This window comes from Carboxylicivirga fragile (assembly GCF_050589805.1).
Lineage (GTDB): Bacteria > Bacteroidota > Bacteroidia > Bacteroidales > Marinilabiliaceae > Carboxylicivirga > Carboxylicivirga fragile.
Genome location: NZ_JBNGOY010000058.1, coordinates 1 through 17,900 on the forward strand (window position 1 = coordinate 1; position 17,900 = coordinate 17,900).

The 17,900-nt window shown below is 37.1% G+C and carries 13 protein-coding genes; 3 read left to right on the forward strand and 10 right to left on the reverse strand.

Going from position 1 to position 17,900, the window contains the following annotated elements; all coding sequences use genetic code 11:
- The first annotated feature begins 108 nt into the window (after positions 1–108).
- From ACRD7B_RS19670 to ACRD7B_RS19680, 3 genes are all read left to right on the forward strand, one after another.
- On the forward strand, positions 109–822 hold the full coding sequence (locus ACRD7B_RS19670; RefSeq protein WP_430826356.1) for a hypothetical protein: 714 nt from the start codon (positions 109–111) through the stop codon (positions 820–822).
- Between the two features lie 188 nt (positions 823–1,010).
- The gene (locus ACRD7B_RS19675) at positions 1,011–2,681 is read left to right on the forward strand and encodes a tetratricopeptide repeat protein (protein ID WP_430826357.1); all 1,671 of its coding nucleotides are present in this window, start codon (positions 1,011–1,013) and stop codon (positions 2,679–2,681) included.
- A 265-nt stretch (positions 2,682–2,946) separates the two neighbouring features.
- Complete coding sequence (locus ACRD7B_RS19680) at positions 2,947–3,450, forward strand: hypothetical protein (RefSeq protein ID WP_430826358.1); 504 nt, start codon at positions 2,947–2,949, stop codon at positions 3,448–3,450.
- 183 nt (positions 3,451–3,633) lie between these two features.
- Here ACRD7B_RS19680 and ACRD7B_RS19685 read toward each other — a convergent pair whose 3' ends face one another.
- The 10 genes from ACRD7B_RS19685 to ACRD7B_RS19730 form a co-directional block, all read right to left on the reverse strand.
- Complete coding sequence (locus tag ACRD7B_RS19685) at positions 3,634–4,545, reverse strand: hypothetical protein (protein WP_430826359.1); 912 nt, start codon at positions 4,543–4,545, stop codon at positions 3,634–3,636.
- Positions 4,546–4,574: 29 nt separating this feature from the next.
- A complete protein-coding gene (locus ACRD7B_RS19690; RefSeq protein WP_430826360.1) occupies positions 4,575–5,717 on the reverse strand; it encodes a hypothetical protein in 1,143 nt (380 codons plus the stop codon).
- Positions 5,717–10,333 (reverse strand): DEAD/DEAH box helicase, encoded by a 4,617-nt coding sequence (locus tag ACRD7B_RS19695; protein ID WP_430826361.1) that lies wholly within the window; start codon positions 10,331–10,333, stop codon positions 5,717–5,719. The genes ACRD7B_RS19690 and ACRD7B_RS19695 overlap by 1 nt, the downstream gene beginning before the upstream one ends.
- Before the next feature lies 1 nt (position 10,334).
- Positions 10,335–11,348, reverse strand: coding sequence for a DUF1848 domain-containing protein (locus ACRD7B_RS19700; RefSeq protein ID WP_430826362.1), 1,014 nt, complete (start codon positions 11,346–11,348; stop codon positions 10,335–10,337).
- A complete protein-coding gene (locus tag ACRD7B_RS19705; RefSeq protein WP_430826363.1) occupies positions 11,345–11,959 on the reverse strand; it encodes an alpha-ketoglutarate-dependent dioxygenase AlkB family protein in 615 nt (204 codons plus the stop codon). Before ACRD7B_RS19705 ends, ACRD7B_RS19700 begins: the two co-directional genes overlap by 4 nt.
- Positions 11,960–12,006: 47 nt before the next feature.
- The gene (locus tag ACRD7B_RS19710) at positions 12,007–12,474 is read right to left on the reverse strand and encodes a hypothetical protein (RefSeq protein ID WP_430826364.1); all 468 of its coding nucleotides are present in this window, start codon (positions 12,472–12,474) and stop codon (positions 12,007–12,009) included.
- Positions 12,475–12,582: 108 nt separating this feature from the next.
- A complete protein-coding gene (locus ACRD7B_RS19715; RefSeq protein WP_430826365.1) occupies positions 12,583–12,843 on the reverse strand; it encodes a hypothetical protein in 261 nt (86 codons plus the stop codon).
- Between the two features lie 127 nt (positions 12,844–12,970).
- Entirely contained in the window at positions 12,971–16,474 is a 3,504-nt protein-coding gene (locus tag ACRD7B_RS19720; protein ID WP_430826366.1) for a DEAD/DEAH box helicase family protein, read from the reverse strand.
- 248 nt (positions 16,475–16,722) lie between these two features.
- A complete protein-coding gene (locus ACRD7B_RS19725) occupies positions 16,723–17,379 on the reverse strand; it encodes a hypothetical protein (RefSeq protein WP_430826367.1) in 657 nt (218 codons plus the stop codon).
- The gene (locus ACRD7B_RS19730) at positions 17,366–17,827 is read right to left on the reverse strand and encodes a hypothetical protein (protein WP_430826368.1); all 462 of its coding nucleotides are present in this window, start codon (positions 17,825–17,827) and stop codon (positions 17,366–17,368) included. The genes ACRD7B_RS19725 and ACRD7B_RS19730 overlap by 14 nt, the downstream gene beginning before the upstream one ends.
- Positions 17,828–17,900: the final 73 nt, after the last annotated feature.

Here is a 17,900-nt window from a genome sequence, read left to right on the forward strand (position 1 = left end):
GTAACTCCCATTGAATATGAATTAAATTATTACCAAGTTTTAATTGCGGCTTAAGGTCTTAAAAAAACGTCCGGTTTTTATTTGTAATTCCATTACCCTGTAAAGCTGATGAATGCACTGTTACCGGAGAATAATGCTCAGGCATTAGCTGCTCTGGTTATGCGGTTTGCTCCTGTTGAAATGGGAGGGGCAGTTGGTGATGTTATTCGCTACTGTAAACGCACTCCATTGGCAGAAAATGTGCTACTCGACCGACATACTCCTTATGTACATGGTGTATTCTATCTGCAAGTATTGCAAGGATTAGGTTTTTACAGCGATTACAGTCATCATTATGTGTATGTTCCTAAGGATGCGGATCCTTCAAAGCTACAAGTCTTTTTTCATGGATATGCAGGAAACTTTTTGTATTACGTGGAGTGTTTTGAACAGTACTATTCAGGAGTGTATCCTGTAGTATTCCCAACAACCCGAGGGGTAAGCGGAATATTTACCGAAACGGCTTTGCAAACGTTTCTGCAAAGTAGTTGGATGAACGATAATTATGACGAAGGTATGCAAGGGTGTAGATTTGTTGGATTATCAAATGGTGGATCAGGCGTAAGTAGTGCCTATAAGCTTAGTGATGGCAAGGCGGCTGATTACATATATTTGTCGTGTTCCAGTCGTTTTAATACCGCTAAAATTAAAGTGGTTGGAGGAACCAATGATCGTTCCTTTGGCACCATGCGAAGGAATAGAGTACGGCGCTTTCAAGGTGAAGATCACTCTTTGTTGTTTGCCCAGACAAAGGAAGTGGTGGATGTTATTACAAAAGAATAATTGACTAAAATTATATGACATTAATAATATATAATTATTTATTTGAATCAGATTAATTTCATTAGCTTCTAGTCGTTATTTTTATACATGCTAATTTTAAATATAGGGATCAGCACTTTTAGGGTATTGTGCTCTAAAAATTGAATAATAAGAGCATCACTTTAGAGTGATAATTAAATATCAAATAAATGAAAAAATACTTACTGCTGTTAATAAGCCTTTGTTTGGCTATTGGTTTGCACGCTCAAAAAAATGAAGAACTACAATATTCTGATATTATTGAATGCTTTGATGCGGGTAAATATGATGAAGCGATGAAGTTGAATTCTCAATTCTTGTTGAATAACCCCAAGCATATTGAAGCTAATTGGAATATGGGTTTTATGCCATACACCAAAAGGAAATATGATGAAAGTATTAGAGGGTTTGAGGCGTTTAAGTCGATGCTTAAAAGAAGAGATGTTGAAAATCACATACGGGCCAATTGGTTTTTGGGTTATTCTTATCGTTATGCAGGAGACAAGGCTTCTGCTATTAGATGTTTTGAGCGAGTACTAGAGCTGGATAGTGAACATGTGACTGTGATGGCAAATTTAGCAGATATTTACATTGAAAATAAGAATTATAGCAAGGCAGAAGATCTATTGCAAAAAGGTTTAGTGATCAGTGAAAATGATGCGGCTATTTGGGATACATATTGTCAGTTTTATTATCGGACGAATGACAACTCCAAGGCTCTGGAATCCATCAATAAGGCCATAGCTATTGATCCTAAGTATGCCCGATATCATTATGCTAAAGCTTTTCTTCTTGAGGATAAAGGAGATGTTGAAGGTGCTTTAAAGCATTATGCCAGGAGCCTTAGCCTTTACAATGGTAAAGATAAGGAAACACAGAATGCGATTGTCCGTTTATCGATTCAAAACTATGGCGAAGCATTACGTGCTATAGATAGAGAGCTTGAAAATGGGGAAGATGATGCCTGGAATGAACTTAGAGCCAGAGTGTTCAGTGAAAATGGTAGACACGATAGAGCTGTAAAAGAGTATAGTCGCTTGATAAATGGTAAAACAAAAGATCAGGCATCCTATTATATGTATATGCGTGCGATGGAATATCAGGAATTGGGATTTCATAAGGCTGCGATCAAAGATTTTGAGACCGTTCGTGTTTATTATCCAAAATACGAATATTTGTACGGGGCAATGGCTGATTCGTACCGCTTGCTCACAGATTTTAACTCGGCTATCGAACATTTCTCTATAGCTATTGAATTGGCTCCGGGGGAAGCCTGGTTTTACTATCGTCGTGGGTGGTGTAAGGAGTATGTGGAGGATTATAAGGGAGCTTTGGCTGATTACAATGAATCTATTGATATTAATCCGGATTATAGCTATAGCTATCTTCAGAGAGGACGTTTGTTTGAAAAATATCTTAATCAAGCTGAGAGCGCCAAAAGGGACTATGAAAAGATTCTAGAACTCGATACTGTACCTACGTCAATTGGTAATTGCAGACAATATGCTTTAATGCATCTGGGACAAAAACAGGAAGCTATCGCCTGGATGAATCATATACTTGAATCTTTCCCTGACGAGGCCGGCTTTTATTATGATGCGCTGTGTATGTATGCGGCAATGGATGAGGAAGAAGCAGCTATCCTTCATTTGGAGCTGGCGTTGGAGAAAGGTTACACTAATTTTGGGCATTTGGCAACAGATGATGACCTGGATAATGTTCGCAATCTTGAGGCGTTTAAGGTTTTGATAGAAAAATGGAAGCAAATACATGGGGCCTCACAACCCAAGGAAGTAGAAGAGAAAGAAAAAGCTATAGGTTATCGTAGACTGGTGGGGTAAGGTGATTTTGGATGTGCGATGTGGAGATGTATTGCAGCTTGGTTAAATGGGGTTTAGGTGTTAGGTTTTGGGTGCTTGGTTTTGGGTTGGCTTTTCAGGAGTAAAGCTATTTTGGTGCATGTGGTTGAAAAGTAGTAAGTATTGAGACTATGTACAGCTTGGTTATGAAATAGAACGCGAGGGGACTCGCGCAACAGCACAGCGAATAATAATAAACTAAGGGAGCTACCACATGAACTAGCACCCATATGAAACCAGAATAAACATGACAGACAAAGCAAGACAAGCAGCTGAAGAGGTAAGGCTCAAAATGGCAGCCATGAAGCCTGAAGAGCTATCGAAGATTACAAAACGTTGTGAAATTTCAGAGGCTGACAAGAATAGACCTATAGAGGGCATGAATGAGGCCATGGTTGATGATTATATAATGATGTTGTCAGCGTCCGAGATGGTATTCAGTGATAAATATCAAAGAAGGGGTCATACGGGTGTAATTTATGCTCATCATATAGAGGTATATGAGTATAAAGAGAAAATCCTCATTGCAATTTTAAACATTGCAGATTCGAACAAAGTACGATATTGTGCCAGTTATGATTTGTACTTTTTTGTGACTTTTAGTTCTGATAAATCAAAAGCTCTATTCGCTTGGAAAGGTGAAATGTTCTCATCTGATGGAACTAAGGAGGGTGTAGAGACTTTCAACAATAGACTTGATGAAAGTTATTGGGCAAAGGAATTTTTATCTAGTTATTTTAAATCAGAATAGAGATTAGCGGAAAACATTGTTCCTGCTAAAAGTTGCACACTCCACTTGTTTGAAGTCAAACCCAATTGGACAAATTAACACTTAAAGCTAAGAGATACTTTTTGATTTGCAAAAAGCTCTTACATGATGATAATGTCAAGCATTTGAATCGCGCACCAGAAGAGGTCGTTCGAAGATTGTGTTCTATCGAAGTATGTCAGCACGCTCACGTATGAGATCTAATGCGTCCTGTGAGTAATCCATCCATGCATTTATTCTTTGTTGAAAAGCTTTGGTTATATTTTCATCTGTATTTGTTAAGGTAACATGTCCATTATCAAAAACAAATTGGCCTCCTTTCAATACCAAGGTATATGATAAGTCTTCCGTTTTTTCATCTTCCAAATAAGGCAAGAGGTCTGCAATTGACCTTACATGAGAAAGTTTAAATGATATGGGTTGCTTGTCGGTATATAAGCTAGAAAATTGAATTGCTTGACAGCTGGTGCTTAAGCCTAAGAAACGTGCAACACCAGGATGGTATAAACTAGATTTTAAAATGTACCGGCCATCTTTATTGGTTTGATCCATTTCTGTACTTTGACCATTGAACATTTCATTGGGGCTGAGAAGCCTTATTTTACTATGTGGCGATAACAGTTGATAGGCAAAGGTATTGTAAGCGTTTTGTTGAAAGATAACAGAATAATCATAGTACCAATCTAATCGTGTTTGATCGCATTTATATAAGTCTTTAATATTTGATGCATAAATATCTTTCAACCAACTACCATTACCCGTGAAATTATAATGCACTTCAAATATTGGAAAATCAGCATCGGATAGATCAACAAAAAAATCGTATGAATCAGTTTCAACAGGTACCCAGCATGACTGAAAGAATTGCTTATCAACAGGACGGTTTAAGTGCTCTAATAAGCTAAACCATTCGCTCAATATCTTGTCAATGCTTTCGCAAGTTACGTGGCTGATAATACCGCTGGTGAAAAGTATTTCCGGGGATGTATCAAGGTAGGCTAATACGCCTTTAAATTCTTCATACTTTTCTCCCCAGATCTCATACCAACTATTAAATAAAGTACCCTTAGGATGCATTTTATTTATTCAGATTTTGCCATGTTATATTAGAATAAACTTATAAAATATTTGTAATTACTCAACACAAAGACACCACCTGCAGACAAGAGTATTAGTGCCCATGTAATATATGTGTTTATTTGTTGCTTCTTGATTAACCTTTCTTGCATCTCGATGGATTGAATTAGTCTTTCAGTGACATCTTTCTCCATGGTTTTAATTTTCTCTTGAATAATAAGGTTGTCATTATGCGTTTGATTAACCTCCTTATGAAGCTTATTCAGTTCAGTTGAAAAGTTAGTTTCTGATATCTGTTGAATGAGCTTATGCATTTCTTCACTATACGCAACCAAAGCCTTTATTATATCCTCGGATTGTGAAGCTTGTTTATCAATTGTTTTAACAGCTATTTCTTTTACTCCAGTTATTACCTCCTCACTTGTAGATTTTAATTTTATTACGGAGTTATTAAAGTTTTCAAACTCTTTAATAATACTATTTTGACTTTTCTCTGTTATAGACACATTTTTCTTTTCCAGATCAATAAGCTTATCAGAAAAATTAGCAATAATGGTTTCAATAGCTTTTGCGATTTCTTCTTCTTGATTCTTTATAGTTTCGCTGGCTAGTGATCTTGCTTCATTAATTGATTTTTCGCTAATCTCTTTCAGTGTACCAGCAGAGTTCTTAAAATCTTCAATTTTCTCAGAAATGCCATTCTGACTATCTTGTGTGATAGTGCCAATTTTCTCTTCAAAATCAACTAGTTTGCCAGAGAAATTGGTAACAATGGCATTTATTTTATTTGCTAAGTCAGTTTCATACTTTTTTATAAGCTCAGCTGATTGGTTATTAACATTCTTAAGTTCTGCATTGGCAAAACTTTCGAGTTTCTCTGCCGTTTCTTTAAACGTTTTCAACTTCTGACTGATACTCTGGTCTCCGCTATCAATTGAGCCATGTACTTTCTGTTCAAAATCAGCTAAAGAACTAGAGAATGAATTTATAACAGAAGACGTTTCGTTTTTAATGACATCGGCCATTTGCTTCACTTCATGAGCTAAAGCTTTTGTTGCACTTGTGAATTCAGTTCCAGTATCGGCTACTTTCTCAACCTGTTCTCTGGCAGAATCTATCTTTGTTAAACTCTGCTGTATTTGAACTAATGATTTATTAATATTTTCAGACATTATAAAGTGTATTTTGTGGCTATGTTACTAATATTATTGGCATGTATTGCAAGGGATACTTCTGATTTTAGCTGAAGAAAAAATGGTTTCTCTGTTGCAATTTGATGTAAGAAGGTATTATAATCTTCAAATAATTGCCAAAACTCCAGTTTATTGGTAAATCGTTTTTCAAACTCCATTAATCCATTTTTATAGCTATCGCTTAATTCCGCCACTAAAATATCATTGTTATTGGTACCCAGAAAAAATAGGCAAAATGCATTTAATAGCGATAAGGCAGGGTTTTTATCCGTTAAAGAACGACGAATTAAACGCACAGCACCTTGCAGGTGCTTCACATTATCTATAGGAGTACCGACTCCTACTAATTCATCGTCTATTACTTTAAGGTATTTGAATAGAATTTCGGAGGTAGAATCTTTACCTCTGTCTGTATCTATGGTTAAAGAATAATCTTCTCCATTGTCAGCTACATAATCCTCTTTGGCATATTTAGAATTGAAATAATAAAAGATAAAATCTTTCAGTTCTTCATTTCTTTCTTTCCAGTCTTTTGATTCATCAATACCAGCAATACAAAAATTACGCATATCATCAATGGCGCGTTTCCTCTTTTCAGATATTTTTTCGTAGACAAATTCGGTTAGATAGGCTAAGCACCTGTAGATTTCGTTCTTTATAGGATATTCAAGGTCTTCGTTGATTTGATATTTTTTTGCTTTTTCTAGTTCCAAAGTAGCTCTATCAGCATTATAATAACGTAATAAAAACCTGTTTAAACCTTCAAAATATTGACCTTCGGCCTTTCGAACTGCAACGATACGGTATCTTTTATTGGAATAATCCTGTGTAAAGTCATCAATCAATTCGATACATGTCATCCGGTAAATGGCCTTGGCAATATCGATTTGATTACCTTCAATACCTTTGCCTTTATCATCCTCAATATAATTGACAAATGCGACAATTTCTTCGTTTTCATCGGCTGAGATTAAGGTTGATAAAAAGCCTTTTACCTTTTTTGTAGGCTTTATTTCTTTATCATTACCTTTAAACATATCAATATCAAAAGTACTTAACAGTTTATGCATAAATAGTTTTTCAGCCACAGCCCCTTTAAAACTATTGTTGTAGAAATACATGACCGTCTCATAATCTGCATTGTGATATTCAATGTGTTTTTTATCTACAGATAGATTGTGCTGATCAAACAGATCCAATAGATCCTCTTTGTATATCCAGTTTTCGGCTTCTTGCGGCACTTGCCTTAACTTACATTTTTGATAAACTTTACATGAGCGGTCATTACAGTTCCGAAAACCAAAGTATTTAGGCCTTTGACCTTCTCTACAAAAAAGGCGTACCAGATCCTTTTCAGGTGTGCAATAATCAATGTGTTGGTTGTGAATATCAAAATTATAGTGTTTGATAATTTCATCCAGATCATTCGGTTTGAACCATCTGCCCTTTATCACACCCAAAGGATCGGTATTGTTTGTGTATCTTTTATTAATTCTTGCCAATTTATAATCAGAAAGCAAAATAACAGCTAGGGCCATTTTTCTATCTCTACCACCACGACCGGCCTCCTGTACAAAGCTTTCGAGAGAACTGGAATAATTCATATTCACAGTAAAGCGTACATTGGGCTTATCGATTCCCATGCAAAAAGCCTTTGTAGCCACCATCAGGGGTTGCTTATCGTCCCTAAATAGCTCGAGATTTTTCATAGAGCTATTATCCTCGTCATCTCCACCGGAGAAAGTTCCCACATCAGGTATTAAATCGAATAAAGAATCTTTATTGGCTTGAACTGAGATGCCTGTTTTTGCTTTGTGCGGACAAAAAATAATACCTGCTTGATCGTATTCTGATTTTTGTGCGTAAAAATGGTTGTCAACGGATGTCTCTAAAGCATTATCAATGCCTACATTATTACCCTGTCGTTCTTCAAATGAGGACTTAATCATTTCTATAGCAAGGTTAGACTGAATGTCAGATAAATGCTGTGGAATAGACTGTATATACTGCTTTATGTAATTTTTTTTGGCCTCATAAAAACCCCATTTATCTGAGATCTTCATTGGAATAGAAAGATTGTTATCTAACAAATCTCTATAACGAGTACTTAATTCGTTAACTCTCTCAGGTGTTCCATAATCACTAGCTTCAAGCGCTTCAATTTCATTTTTGAACTCAACATTTACTTTCTCAACCTTATATTGTAGTTCTAATCTATTAGAGTTTTCGTAACGTACTATTGTTTCTGAATCTAAATCAAAGGCTCCTTCACCTGATAATTCACGTTCAACATCGGCTAAGACGTCAAATGAGGCTGTAGCTGTTAAGCCAAATAAGGATACATTTCCTTCTTTTGCCCTCACATATTTATATAGATTACGTCCCAAGTGTAAGTAGGAGAATCTGAAATCATGACCCCACTCTGAAACACAATGCACTTCGTCCAATACACCATATGCAAAATATACATGAGTATCGTGCATTAATTGTAGACGTTTCCTAAAATTGTATATCGCCAATCGTTCAGGTGACAGAAAAGCAAATAGCATTTGTGATTTTTCCATCTGGATCGCCCGCGCCTCTTTGTCTGATACTGTAGAGTTGATATAGGTACAACAATCGATGCCTGCTGTTATTAAACCATCGTATTGATCTTTCATCAGGGAGCTTAAGGGATCAACAATCAAGGTAACACCCGGCTGCAATAAAGCTGCTAATTGGTAGGTTAATGATTTGCCACCTCCTGTAGGTAGTAGTCCAATTACACAACTGTTTTGAAGCGCTCTATTAAGAATGGGGAGCTGTCCGGGGCGAAAACCCTGTTTACGGAATAAAAGTTGCAAGAAAAATTCAAGCAAGGACTTCGTTTCTTCAATATCTGTATAGTCGCCTCGTTCATCCTTAGTCACCAGGCTGCGATAGTTTATTTTATCAGTGGTGTAAATTGTTCTTGCTCTACGTACCTGTTTCGCTGATTGAATGTTGAAATAACACTTATTTTTAGCTTTAAAATGACTAAAACTATCTTCCTCAATATTGGTATGAACTAGTGTGGAGGTTTCAATTACCAGGTCAAACACTGTTTTATCATGCCTTGCTTTTTTATCCTCTGAAACATTCGCATCTAAATGCAGAGGTGAATTGCTAAATTCTGCAGAGCTGATTACATCCAGTTTTACAATTGGGAATTTCAAAAACTGGTATTGCTCGCTTAAACTGCAAAGCTTGTTAAACAACAACTCCAGATCTTTAAAGGCTAAAGCAGCGCAAGGCACATCCTTTTCTTCTACCAATACCTTCCACTCATCCTGATCAAAGCTCAAATGCTCTGTCATCATCGCTTCTAATATGGTTTTTTGCAAGCGGGCTATGGCAATGGGAGAAAGTACCAATTGCAATCCGGTTTTATCGACCTTAGCATATTCAGGCTGTTCCTTGCTATTAACCACGCTATTGAGCCATCGAAGCACCTTCAAATAATCGAACTCTTTTTGCAAGCTAAAAACAATATCCCCATTTGGTCTATCTTCTCGCTGAGTCAAAGCAAATGCTTGCTCAAACTGTTCCTCAATAATTGGACTTGACTTGGTTGGTAAACCACGTGTCACCATATTGTTGAGTATCGCTAATATAGGATGCACATCATCGTACACACTTGCTCCAATATCAAAAGGGGTAGCAGTTTCAAAGCAGCTTAATTGCTTATAGAATTCAGCAATAGCTTTTTGCTTTTTGTCATCCAACTGTTTTCTCAAATACCCAAGAGCGTCTAATTGGTAAGCGGCGTGAAATTGAACTTCAGGATAAAATTCAATAGGTATTAAATTACCATCACTAGTGTAAGTAAGTTGGAAAATTTTAATGTTACAGGTACATGTATTTCTACCTCCATAGTCGAATTGTGATTCTTTTCTTTCATATAGAGTCGGTACATGGTAGTAATCATGAAAAGCATCAATTCTTCTGTTTCCATAGTTTAAAGGGCCAACACAAATAATATAGTTATCGTGAAGAATTGTATCATCAATTTTTTGAGCCAATAACTTTAAATCGATTTGGGGAATATCAAGGATGTTGGAGAAAAAATGTATAACAGGCCTATTTCCATCCGACTTAAAATCGTTAATTGATACATCATCTAGGTATTTATTACACTTATCAATCTTACTGTTGTCTCCAAGGAAAGCATTGAGATGTATTTCGGCTCTATCCAATGCTATTTCAGATGGCTCGATGAGTGTAACCCTATTAACACTTACATTTAGTCCTTTGCTTTTGACAAAATCAATAAAAGACATAGTTGCCATGCCCTGACCACAGCCCCAGTCTACTATTTCAACCTCACTGCCTAAATCACTTAGAGGTATGCCTTTCAATGCCTCATGAATTTTGGCCTCATGCATATTGCCAAAAGACCATAAATATTGGCACATAAGTTCATGAGAATCGAGCAGATCAACACCATGGTTTAATTGCTCCCATAATTTATCTCGTTCTGACCTCGATAAGTGACTAATGCTTTGATTAGCTAACTTGCGTATATCTTGGAATGATGGAGATTTTAATATTTTTAAACCGCCAATATATTGTTGCATATTAAATTCCTGTTATCGTATCACAATTCGGGTTCTCTTTGTATGTTTTGTAATTTCTACGTGCTACTTCTTTTGAAGTATTGGCGTAACAATAGACACATTCGTGGGGGCAGGTATTGTATTGACCAATGTCTTTACTCATGATGCAACCGCACAATTCGCGCTGGCCTTTGTCTTTTAATTTTTTTTCTTTTTTAGGTATACCAAATAAATCGTGTTGCAATAAATGCTCTTTGCCTAAAAACTTAACTAATTCTGTATCATGTTTGAATAGATCAAACATCAGGTCGTCATCGACACATTTGTTGTGTTCAATACCGTATTGCTCTAATGGTATTTTCTCGGCACAGGTACCTATTTCAAAATTCCATTTTTTATTCAATTCCTGCAACCCTTTGGCAAACTGGTGCATGGTGGTTTCAGTAAATTCCTGATAGGCGATGTTCTCTTTTTTCAGGTTGTTTTTCACCTTGGTGTAGATGGCAATGTCAGCAAAGCTAAATACCAGTTTATTGGTGTGGTTCTGCAACTGATCGCCTATGTTTTCAACCCGCTCCAATAAGGTGTCCACCGTAATGCTATCTGTGAGTATCATAGGGTCGAAACGCCAGATGACATGCTGCTTGCCGATGGCCTTTGATAATTCGATAAAGGTGTTAATGCGGCTCTGCACATTGGGTACATTGCCTTCGTAGCCTTCCAGATCGTAATCGTTGAGTGTGAATTGAAAATAGAAGTTTTTTACGTTCTCCTGTAAGAAGGAGAGGTGCTTCATCATGGGACGAGGATTCTTTGTCCAGAACACGACTGATCGTGTTTTTGCAAAGGCTACATAAAGCGGTACGCCATTAAAGGGGTTTTTCCATTTGATGTATCCTTGCTTCCACCGTTCAACGAACCAATCGGCATAAAAAGCCGGTATATCGGTACTGCGACTAGCCGATACAATAATGGGTGCCTGGGCACTTACTTTTTGTCCTTGATCGTTTGTTATATCTATTTTTGTCCAGCTCATTTGATGACTCTAAAGGTTAAATTAATACGTTCGTTCACCACTTTTTTTGTTTTGGGTACCTGGTGTTGCCAATAGTGCTGTAACTCACCAGCCATAATGAGCAAACTCCCATGTGATAATTCCAATTCAATCTTCTCTTTCGACTCTCTATGGCGCAACTGGAACTTACGTGTGGCTCCAAAATTAACAGAGGCAATAAGGGGGTTTGTTCCCAACTCTTTTTCGGCGTCGGTATGCCAGGAAATGGAATCGTTGCCGTTGCGATAGCGGTTTAGCAGTACACTATTAAAACTTGTTTCAGCCAGATGTTGAATTTTCTGCTTGATCTTCAACAAGGTTTCGTTCCATTTCAGTGGAGCAAGGGTAATGCCTGAGAAAGAGTAGGGTTTATCATTGTCGCCATACCAAGCTGTGAGCCTTGGGAATGGTATGTTTCTTCCGTACATATTCATGGATTCTTGCTTCCATTCAATATCATTCATCAAGGCTTTGAAATGCCGGTTTGCTTCTTCTATATTGAAGAAGTTTGGCAAGTATAGGTATTCACCGTTATTGATGCTTATCCATTGTGGTTGCTTGTCTGCTTGACTGAATAAATCGAGTTGTGACATTGTTTTTATAATGGCTATTCGGTTATAGGGTTTAGGTGGCAAGGAATTCAGTCCAATTCTTTAATCAATTGATTCAACTCATCCTTTTTTCGGATGATCTTTTTGAGTGTTTTAACTTTTTCTTCTAAAGCAGCTTTTTCATTTTGAAATTTTTGAATATCATTCTGTAGTTCTGTTCTTGTTTGTTTCTGCACCTCAATAGCTAGGTTTTCAATATCAGATTGGGGCATGCTTGCATAATGATTCATTAAATCTGCTATGTTTGCAGGAGTTAAATCTTGTTGTCTTTTCAAAATTGTTTCGCGAAAAAAAATCTCAAGAGATGAACTGATTATTGAGCTTCGATTATTATATGGATCAGATTTTCTTTGTGGATCAAATTTTAATATAATCCCATTTACTAGTTCATATTTTAAATGTGAGCTGGTGGATTTGATAAATCCATCAGGTTTATTGTCTTTTTCATATGAAACAACTTGAAATTTTCCGTCTAATAATATATAACATTGGTACATATCTGTTCTTTAATTGTTCATGAATTATTCACTTAAAACGCCACCGGTTACGAATGTGGTATATCTTATCCAGCTTTTCTTCTTCAAATAAATTCAACTGACTCATTCCTATTCGTTTTTATGATGCCATTGATCCTCTTCAATTTCCAGAACGGCTTTAAGCTTTTCGTTTAGCCCAAGTTGTTTGGCCTTTTCAAGATGATAAATAAAACGCTCTTGTTTCTCCTTGTCGGACGTGTTATGCCAGGCAGCCAGAATTAAAGGCAAATCAATCTTTTCCTCGGAAGCTTGCTGAATTATCTTCCAAAGCTCATTCCAGATGTGCGGTTGAGGGCAAACTCTGTTATTTATTAGTATCGCACCTTTCATTTTTATCGCATTGCCTTATAGTAAGCAGTATATTATCTAATATTTTAACTCTTAGTATTTGTGTATATCTCTTAAAGGTATGTCCGAAAAGTAGATAACAAATTCCATTAAGCCTTACTAAGCTGATTTACCCTATTCCCTTATCGCCTTGTATTTCTTCAATGATATTAAATATCACATCCGTTTGTTGCTCGGTGAATACACCTTCTATTCCGTGACTGTGGAATTTCTTGAAAGCCGGACCATCGTATAGTTTTTCAGTATTGATCTCGCCATTCTTTGTTAAGAACTCCTTGATGGTTTCGAGGAAACTTATTTGAACCGATGATAGTTGGTTACTATTTATAAATTGGGCAAAAGCCTTATCAACCTTTTCTTCACCAAGTCCAATGGTGTGAATAATCAAGTCTACAAGATTAAAGCCTTTACCTAGTTCTTTATCTAATCCGGCTTTATTCAACTGACCGTTATACAGCAATTTTTCAAGTGAGCGTAGTTCCTCATTGGTGATTGATTCACCATTGCGTATTCGGGCTATTGTAACATTATCTTTGTGCTCACGAATAATTTCTTCCAATCGGTGGATATTCGACTTAAACGGCGAATTATACTTTTCTTTTGATTCCCCACCTTCATAGTCCTTAATAACCACATCACCCTCGTACAATTCATCCATGAAATTGGTTGTGGCATACTTTTGGTCCACCGGATCGATATAACGCAATAAATCGCGTATTCCTAGCCTAATTTTTTCAAGGTGAATTAAACCATCAGTTTTCCAATACTCCTCTTCCAATGGCAGTTTTATGATTTCTTCTTTTTCATTAACTGCTGGTATCGATGTTTTCTTCAGAAGTTTTTTGGATATAATTGCCACCTTTGTTATTGGTGTTGTATATGAAGCTATAAAAGCCTCCACATTTGGCGACTCTATTCTTTTTGTCATCAGGCTGTACAATAGCTTATCGTAAAAACGAGACAAGTCAGAATCGTTATTTGCCGGCTTAATGAGGTGGGCTAAATGATCTTGAATCTCTTTAATGTCTTTTTTATCCAGATGGTTCCATAACTCACGATTACTTTTGCCATAATCCAATACCCACTTTATTTTCATTTTTACATCAAACCTTGACTCATCAAGAGAGCAGATTTCATGATGCAAATCATCCAACAATTGAGTGCGGTATTTTTGTAATCCTTCAATGGCTTTTAGGCGACCATCCTTAAGGTATTGAGCCAATTGAAGCTTCAAGTTGAAAACCGTTTCCGTTAAACTCTTTTGTGCCGATGTTTCTATGCCTTTAGGGTTTTCCTCAAAGAACTCAAAGTTTCCACATAGATCAAAAATTAAAAACTTGTCTTTATGCTTTCCTGGTCCAAACAAATCAGGTCGGAGACGTGAACCACGACCAATCATTTGCCAAAATTTAGCATAGGACTTAACCGGCTTGTAAAACACCAGATTAACAACACTAGGTGCATCAATACCGGTATCCAGCATATCTACAGAGATCGCTATTTGAGGCAGGCGTTCGGTTTCTTCATCACAAAAGCGGCGAATGAATTCCTCAGCCTTGGGTTCTCCATGTGTTATTACTTTTGCATAATCGTTGCCATAGAGCTCCTTGTCTATCTCCAGTAAGGTATCTTTCAGAAACTGGGCGTGCTTCTTATTTCGAGCAAATATGATTGTTTTACCAATTTCATCACCACCCCGTTTTTTGATTCCATTCTTCAGGATGTAATTCAGCGTTTTAATGGCTGTATCCTTATTGAATAACCAATTATTCAAAGCATTTTTATCCACCCATTCGTTACCAGTGGCTTCTTCACCGTCAAGAATTTCTTCCTCAAACTCTTCCTTTTCTTCTTCACTTAGTTCATTGTACTTAATTCCTTTTGTATGAAATTTAGTTGGTACTTCTATGGAACGATAAGGCGTAAGATAGGGAGGAGAAGAATTAACGGCCTCTTCAAATGTAAAGGCATCGGTTGGTTGCTTATCCGGTAGTCCGAATACAGCATAGGTATTTCGATCAATACGCTCCAAAGGTGTTGCTGTTAAACCAAGGTAAAGTGCATCGAAATAATCAAATATGGCCTGGTATTTTTTATAGATGGAACGATGTGCTTCATCAACGATAATAAGGTCGAAATGCCCCACTCCATAGAACCTTTCGGCACCGTTATAACTTGAGTCAATCTTCCCCATTAATGTTTGATAGGTGGAGAAGACTATTCGCGTATTTTTGTTCTCTTTATCTTCAAGAAGGCTGACACTCGAATGATCCGGCATCAACTTCACAAAGTTTCGTTTGGCTTGATTAACCAAGCTGATACGATCTGCCAGAAACAATACCCGCTTTGCCCAATTGGCTTCCAACATTAATTTACTCAAGGCAATAGCCGTACGTGTTTTGCCTGTGCCAGTAGCCAATACCAATAAAGCCCCGCGATTGGTTCCAATTAGCTTGCCCGTAGTTTTGTCGGTGCCAGCATAGTGCTCCGCAATACTTTTAATCGATCGCATTTGATAGCCTCTACCAGCAATATCAGTATCAATTTCTTGGGTTCTAATATCCTTTCGATTAGTGCGACGAAACAAAATAGTTTGTAACTCCTGTTTGGTCAGAAATCCACTAATAGCACGTGATTGTTTATAGAAACGGTCGTTCCAAATAAAGGTCTCGAAACCATTACTATAAAACATTACCGGACGCTGTTGGAACATTTGCTCTAAACAATCGGCATATAGTTGCGCCTGGTTTTCACCCTTGGTGGCGCTTTCCAGGGTCTTTTTTGCCTCAACCAGGGCTAAGGGTTTGCCATTATCATCCCAAAGTACATAATCAACATAACCGGTTTCGGACTTATTTGTTGATTTTGGCATATACTGCACCTTAAACTCCTTGTCGTTGATACCTTTTAAATCCCATCCTGCTTCGCGTAAGGAAACATCAATAAGGTATTTTCGGGTTTCGTATTCATTACGTGGATGTTGCACTTCATCTAATTGTGCTGCTTCATCCTTACGTTTGTTTCGCTCCTTAATGAGGTCTTCAATCTGCTTACGTTGAAGCTCATTTTCGTCGAGTAGCTGTTTATTTCGTTCTTTTGTTTGCCTAAGCTCTTCTTGATTTTTACTAAGATCCTTTTCAAACCTGTTTTGAAGTTCGGCAAGCTGTTTCTTACTGAGAGCTGCTTCTCCCTCTTTGGGAATGCATTCGCCGTTAAAAATGCCAGGCACCTGGATATCACCATCGGAATACGACTTCGCAAACCATTTACAGAGGTAAAAAAGATTTGTAATATTTTGATCTGAGTCAACAACAGAAACTGGCTTATTGTGGATGGCTAAGTTTCCTGTTTTACGAATCAGGTCCAGCTCTTTGTACAGTTTATGCGGAAACTGTTCTCTGAAACAAGAACTCTTAATTAAACTGTTTAAAGAGCTATCATAAGGCAAGTCCAGATCGTGATCGTTCTTATACATCCAGTTAACAGCCAACTCCAGAGCCATTCGCGAATAAGTTAACGAAGTTCTAGGGTCGGTAATTACAAACTTCTCAGCACGCGTAGCTCGCTGATATAGTTCTGGCCATTGGGATTGTAAAAAACTAAAATTGCTCATTGTCTGATTGACTTAATGACTCTAAAATAGCAACTATTTTAGCAAATAGAGTACATATTTTTATTTATTCCATCTTACACAGTTAACCATACCGCCTTCGGCGGCCAATTTTGTTGCTCCCAATCTAATGCTGATTAAATATATTGCTTTGTTATTTGCCATTCAAAAAGGAAGAATTAGCAAAGCGAATCACTGTAAGAATCAATCTCCAGCAAGTCGCAAACATAAACAGGAATTTGCATATGGAATTAGGATTTACGCTGTTTAATCATGCGGCCAGCAGCAAACAAAATACGGTCGATGTAATAGCTGTAGTCCTTTTGTGCTTTAAGTTCAGAGCTTAATTCATAGCTTTGCAACCAATTGATATAACTTTTTATCATTGGCTTATGCTTTGCAGTTATCACGCTGAGCTTAAGGTATGGCTCCATATCATTTTCTTCTTCCAATTGGTACACAGCAAAGGCTCTGATGACATGTTGGTCGATTATGGGTTGACCATCTGTTTTAGTAAGGTGGCGGCCAAACTGATAAAATACCAATGCCTCATCTTGACCAGCATCAGTCTTATCAATTTCCGCAATGCCCTTGGCGATGTGCTTTAACTTCTTGAGGTCACCATTTTTCCATGCGAGCGCATAAAGTAACTTACTCAGAGGATGGTTTAGATCCTTGGTCAGTGTATTTGACAATGTATAATCAGCATTAAGAATACCTTGCTTTTGCAGATCAGCGATCTCTTCGGACTTAATACTAAATTCGATTTTAGGATATGCATCCACATCCATTTGGTATTTCGGCTCAAATGTTCGCTCTTCAATACCCTTTAATTCACCAATTGATTTAGCGATTTTTATTTCATTAAAAACCGTATCAATAAATGCTTTAAAATTAGTGTCTGTCATTATAATCGGTTTCATGTTTTCGTGTGTCTACTTGCGGCTTCATATATCCACGAAAACCTTCATTAAAAATAAGCATATCGTGATGTATTGTATAGGTGTTGCGCTTGCAAGTATTTTCTTTGGGTTCATGCTCATATATTAGAGCTCCTTCAATGGTTTCAATTACTTCTTCGCTTAGAGTGAAACCCTGCCTTGGTTCAAGCTTACCAAAACGGATATAGACTTTACCTCTTACATTATCCAACCAATCTTTTTTATGCTCTTCTAAGCGTTTGTAAAAGTCACGCCCTTCTTTCTTTACCAGACCTATATAGAGTAATGATTCATTGCCCCCAAATACTCTTGTAATCTGATAAACCCCTCTGCCATATGAATCGTCGGAATAATAAGCCGATTCAAAGGTTTTAGGATAAGTCCATTGTATCGTTATGTTTTTAATATAGCTCATTTATCACACCAAGTTCTATTAAATTACCTTTTCAATGGGTAGTAATAAACACTCCCACACTTAAAGAAAAGCA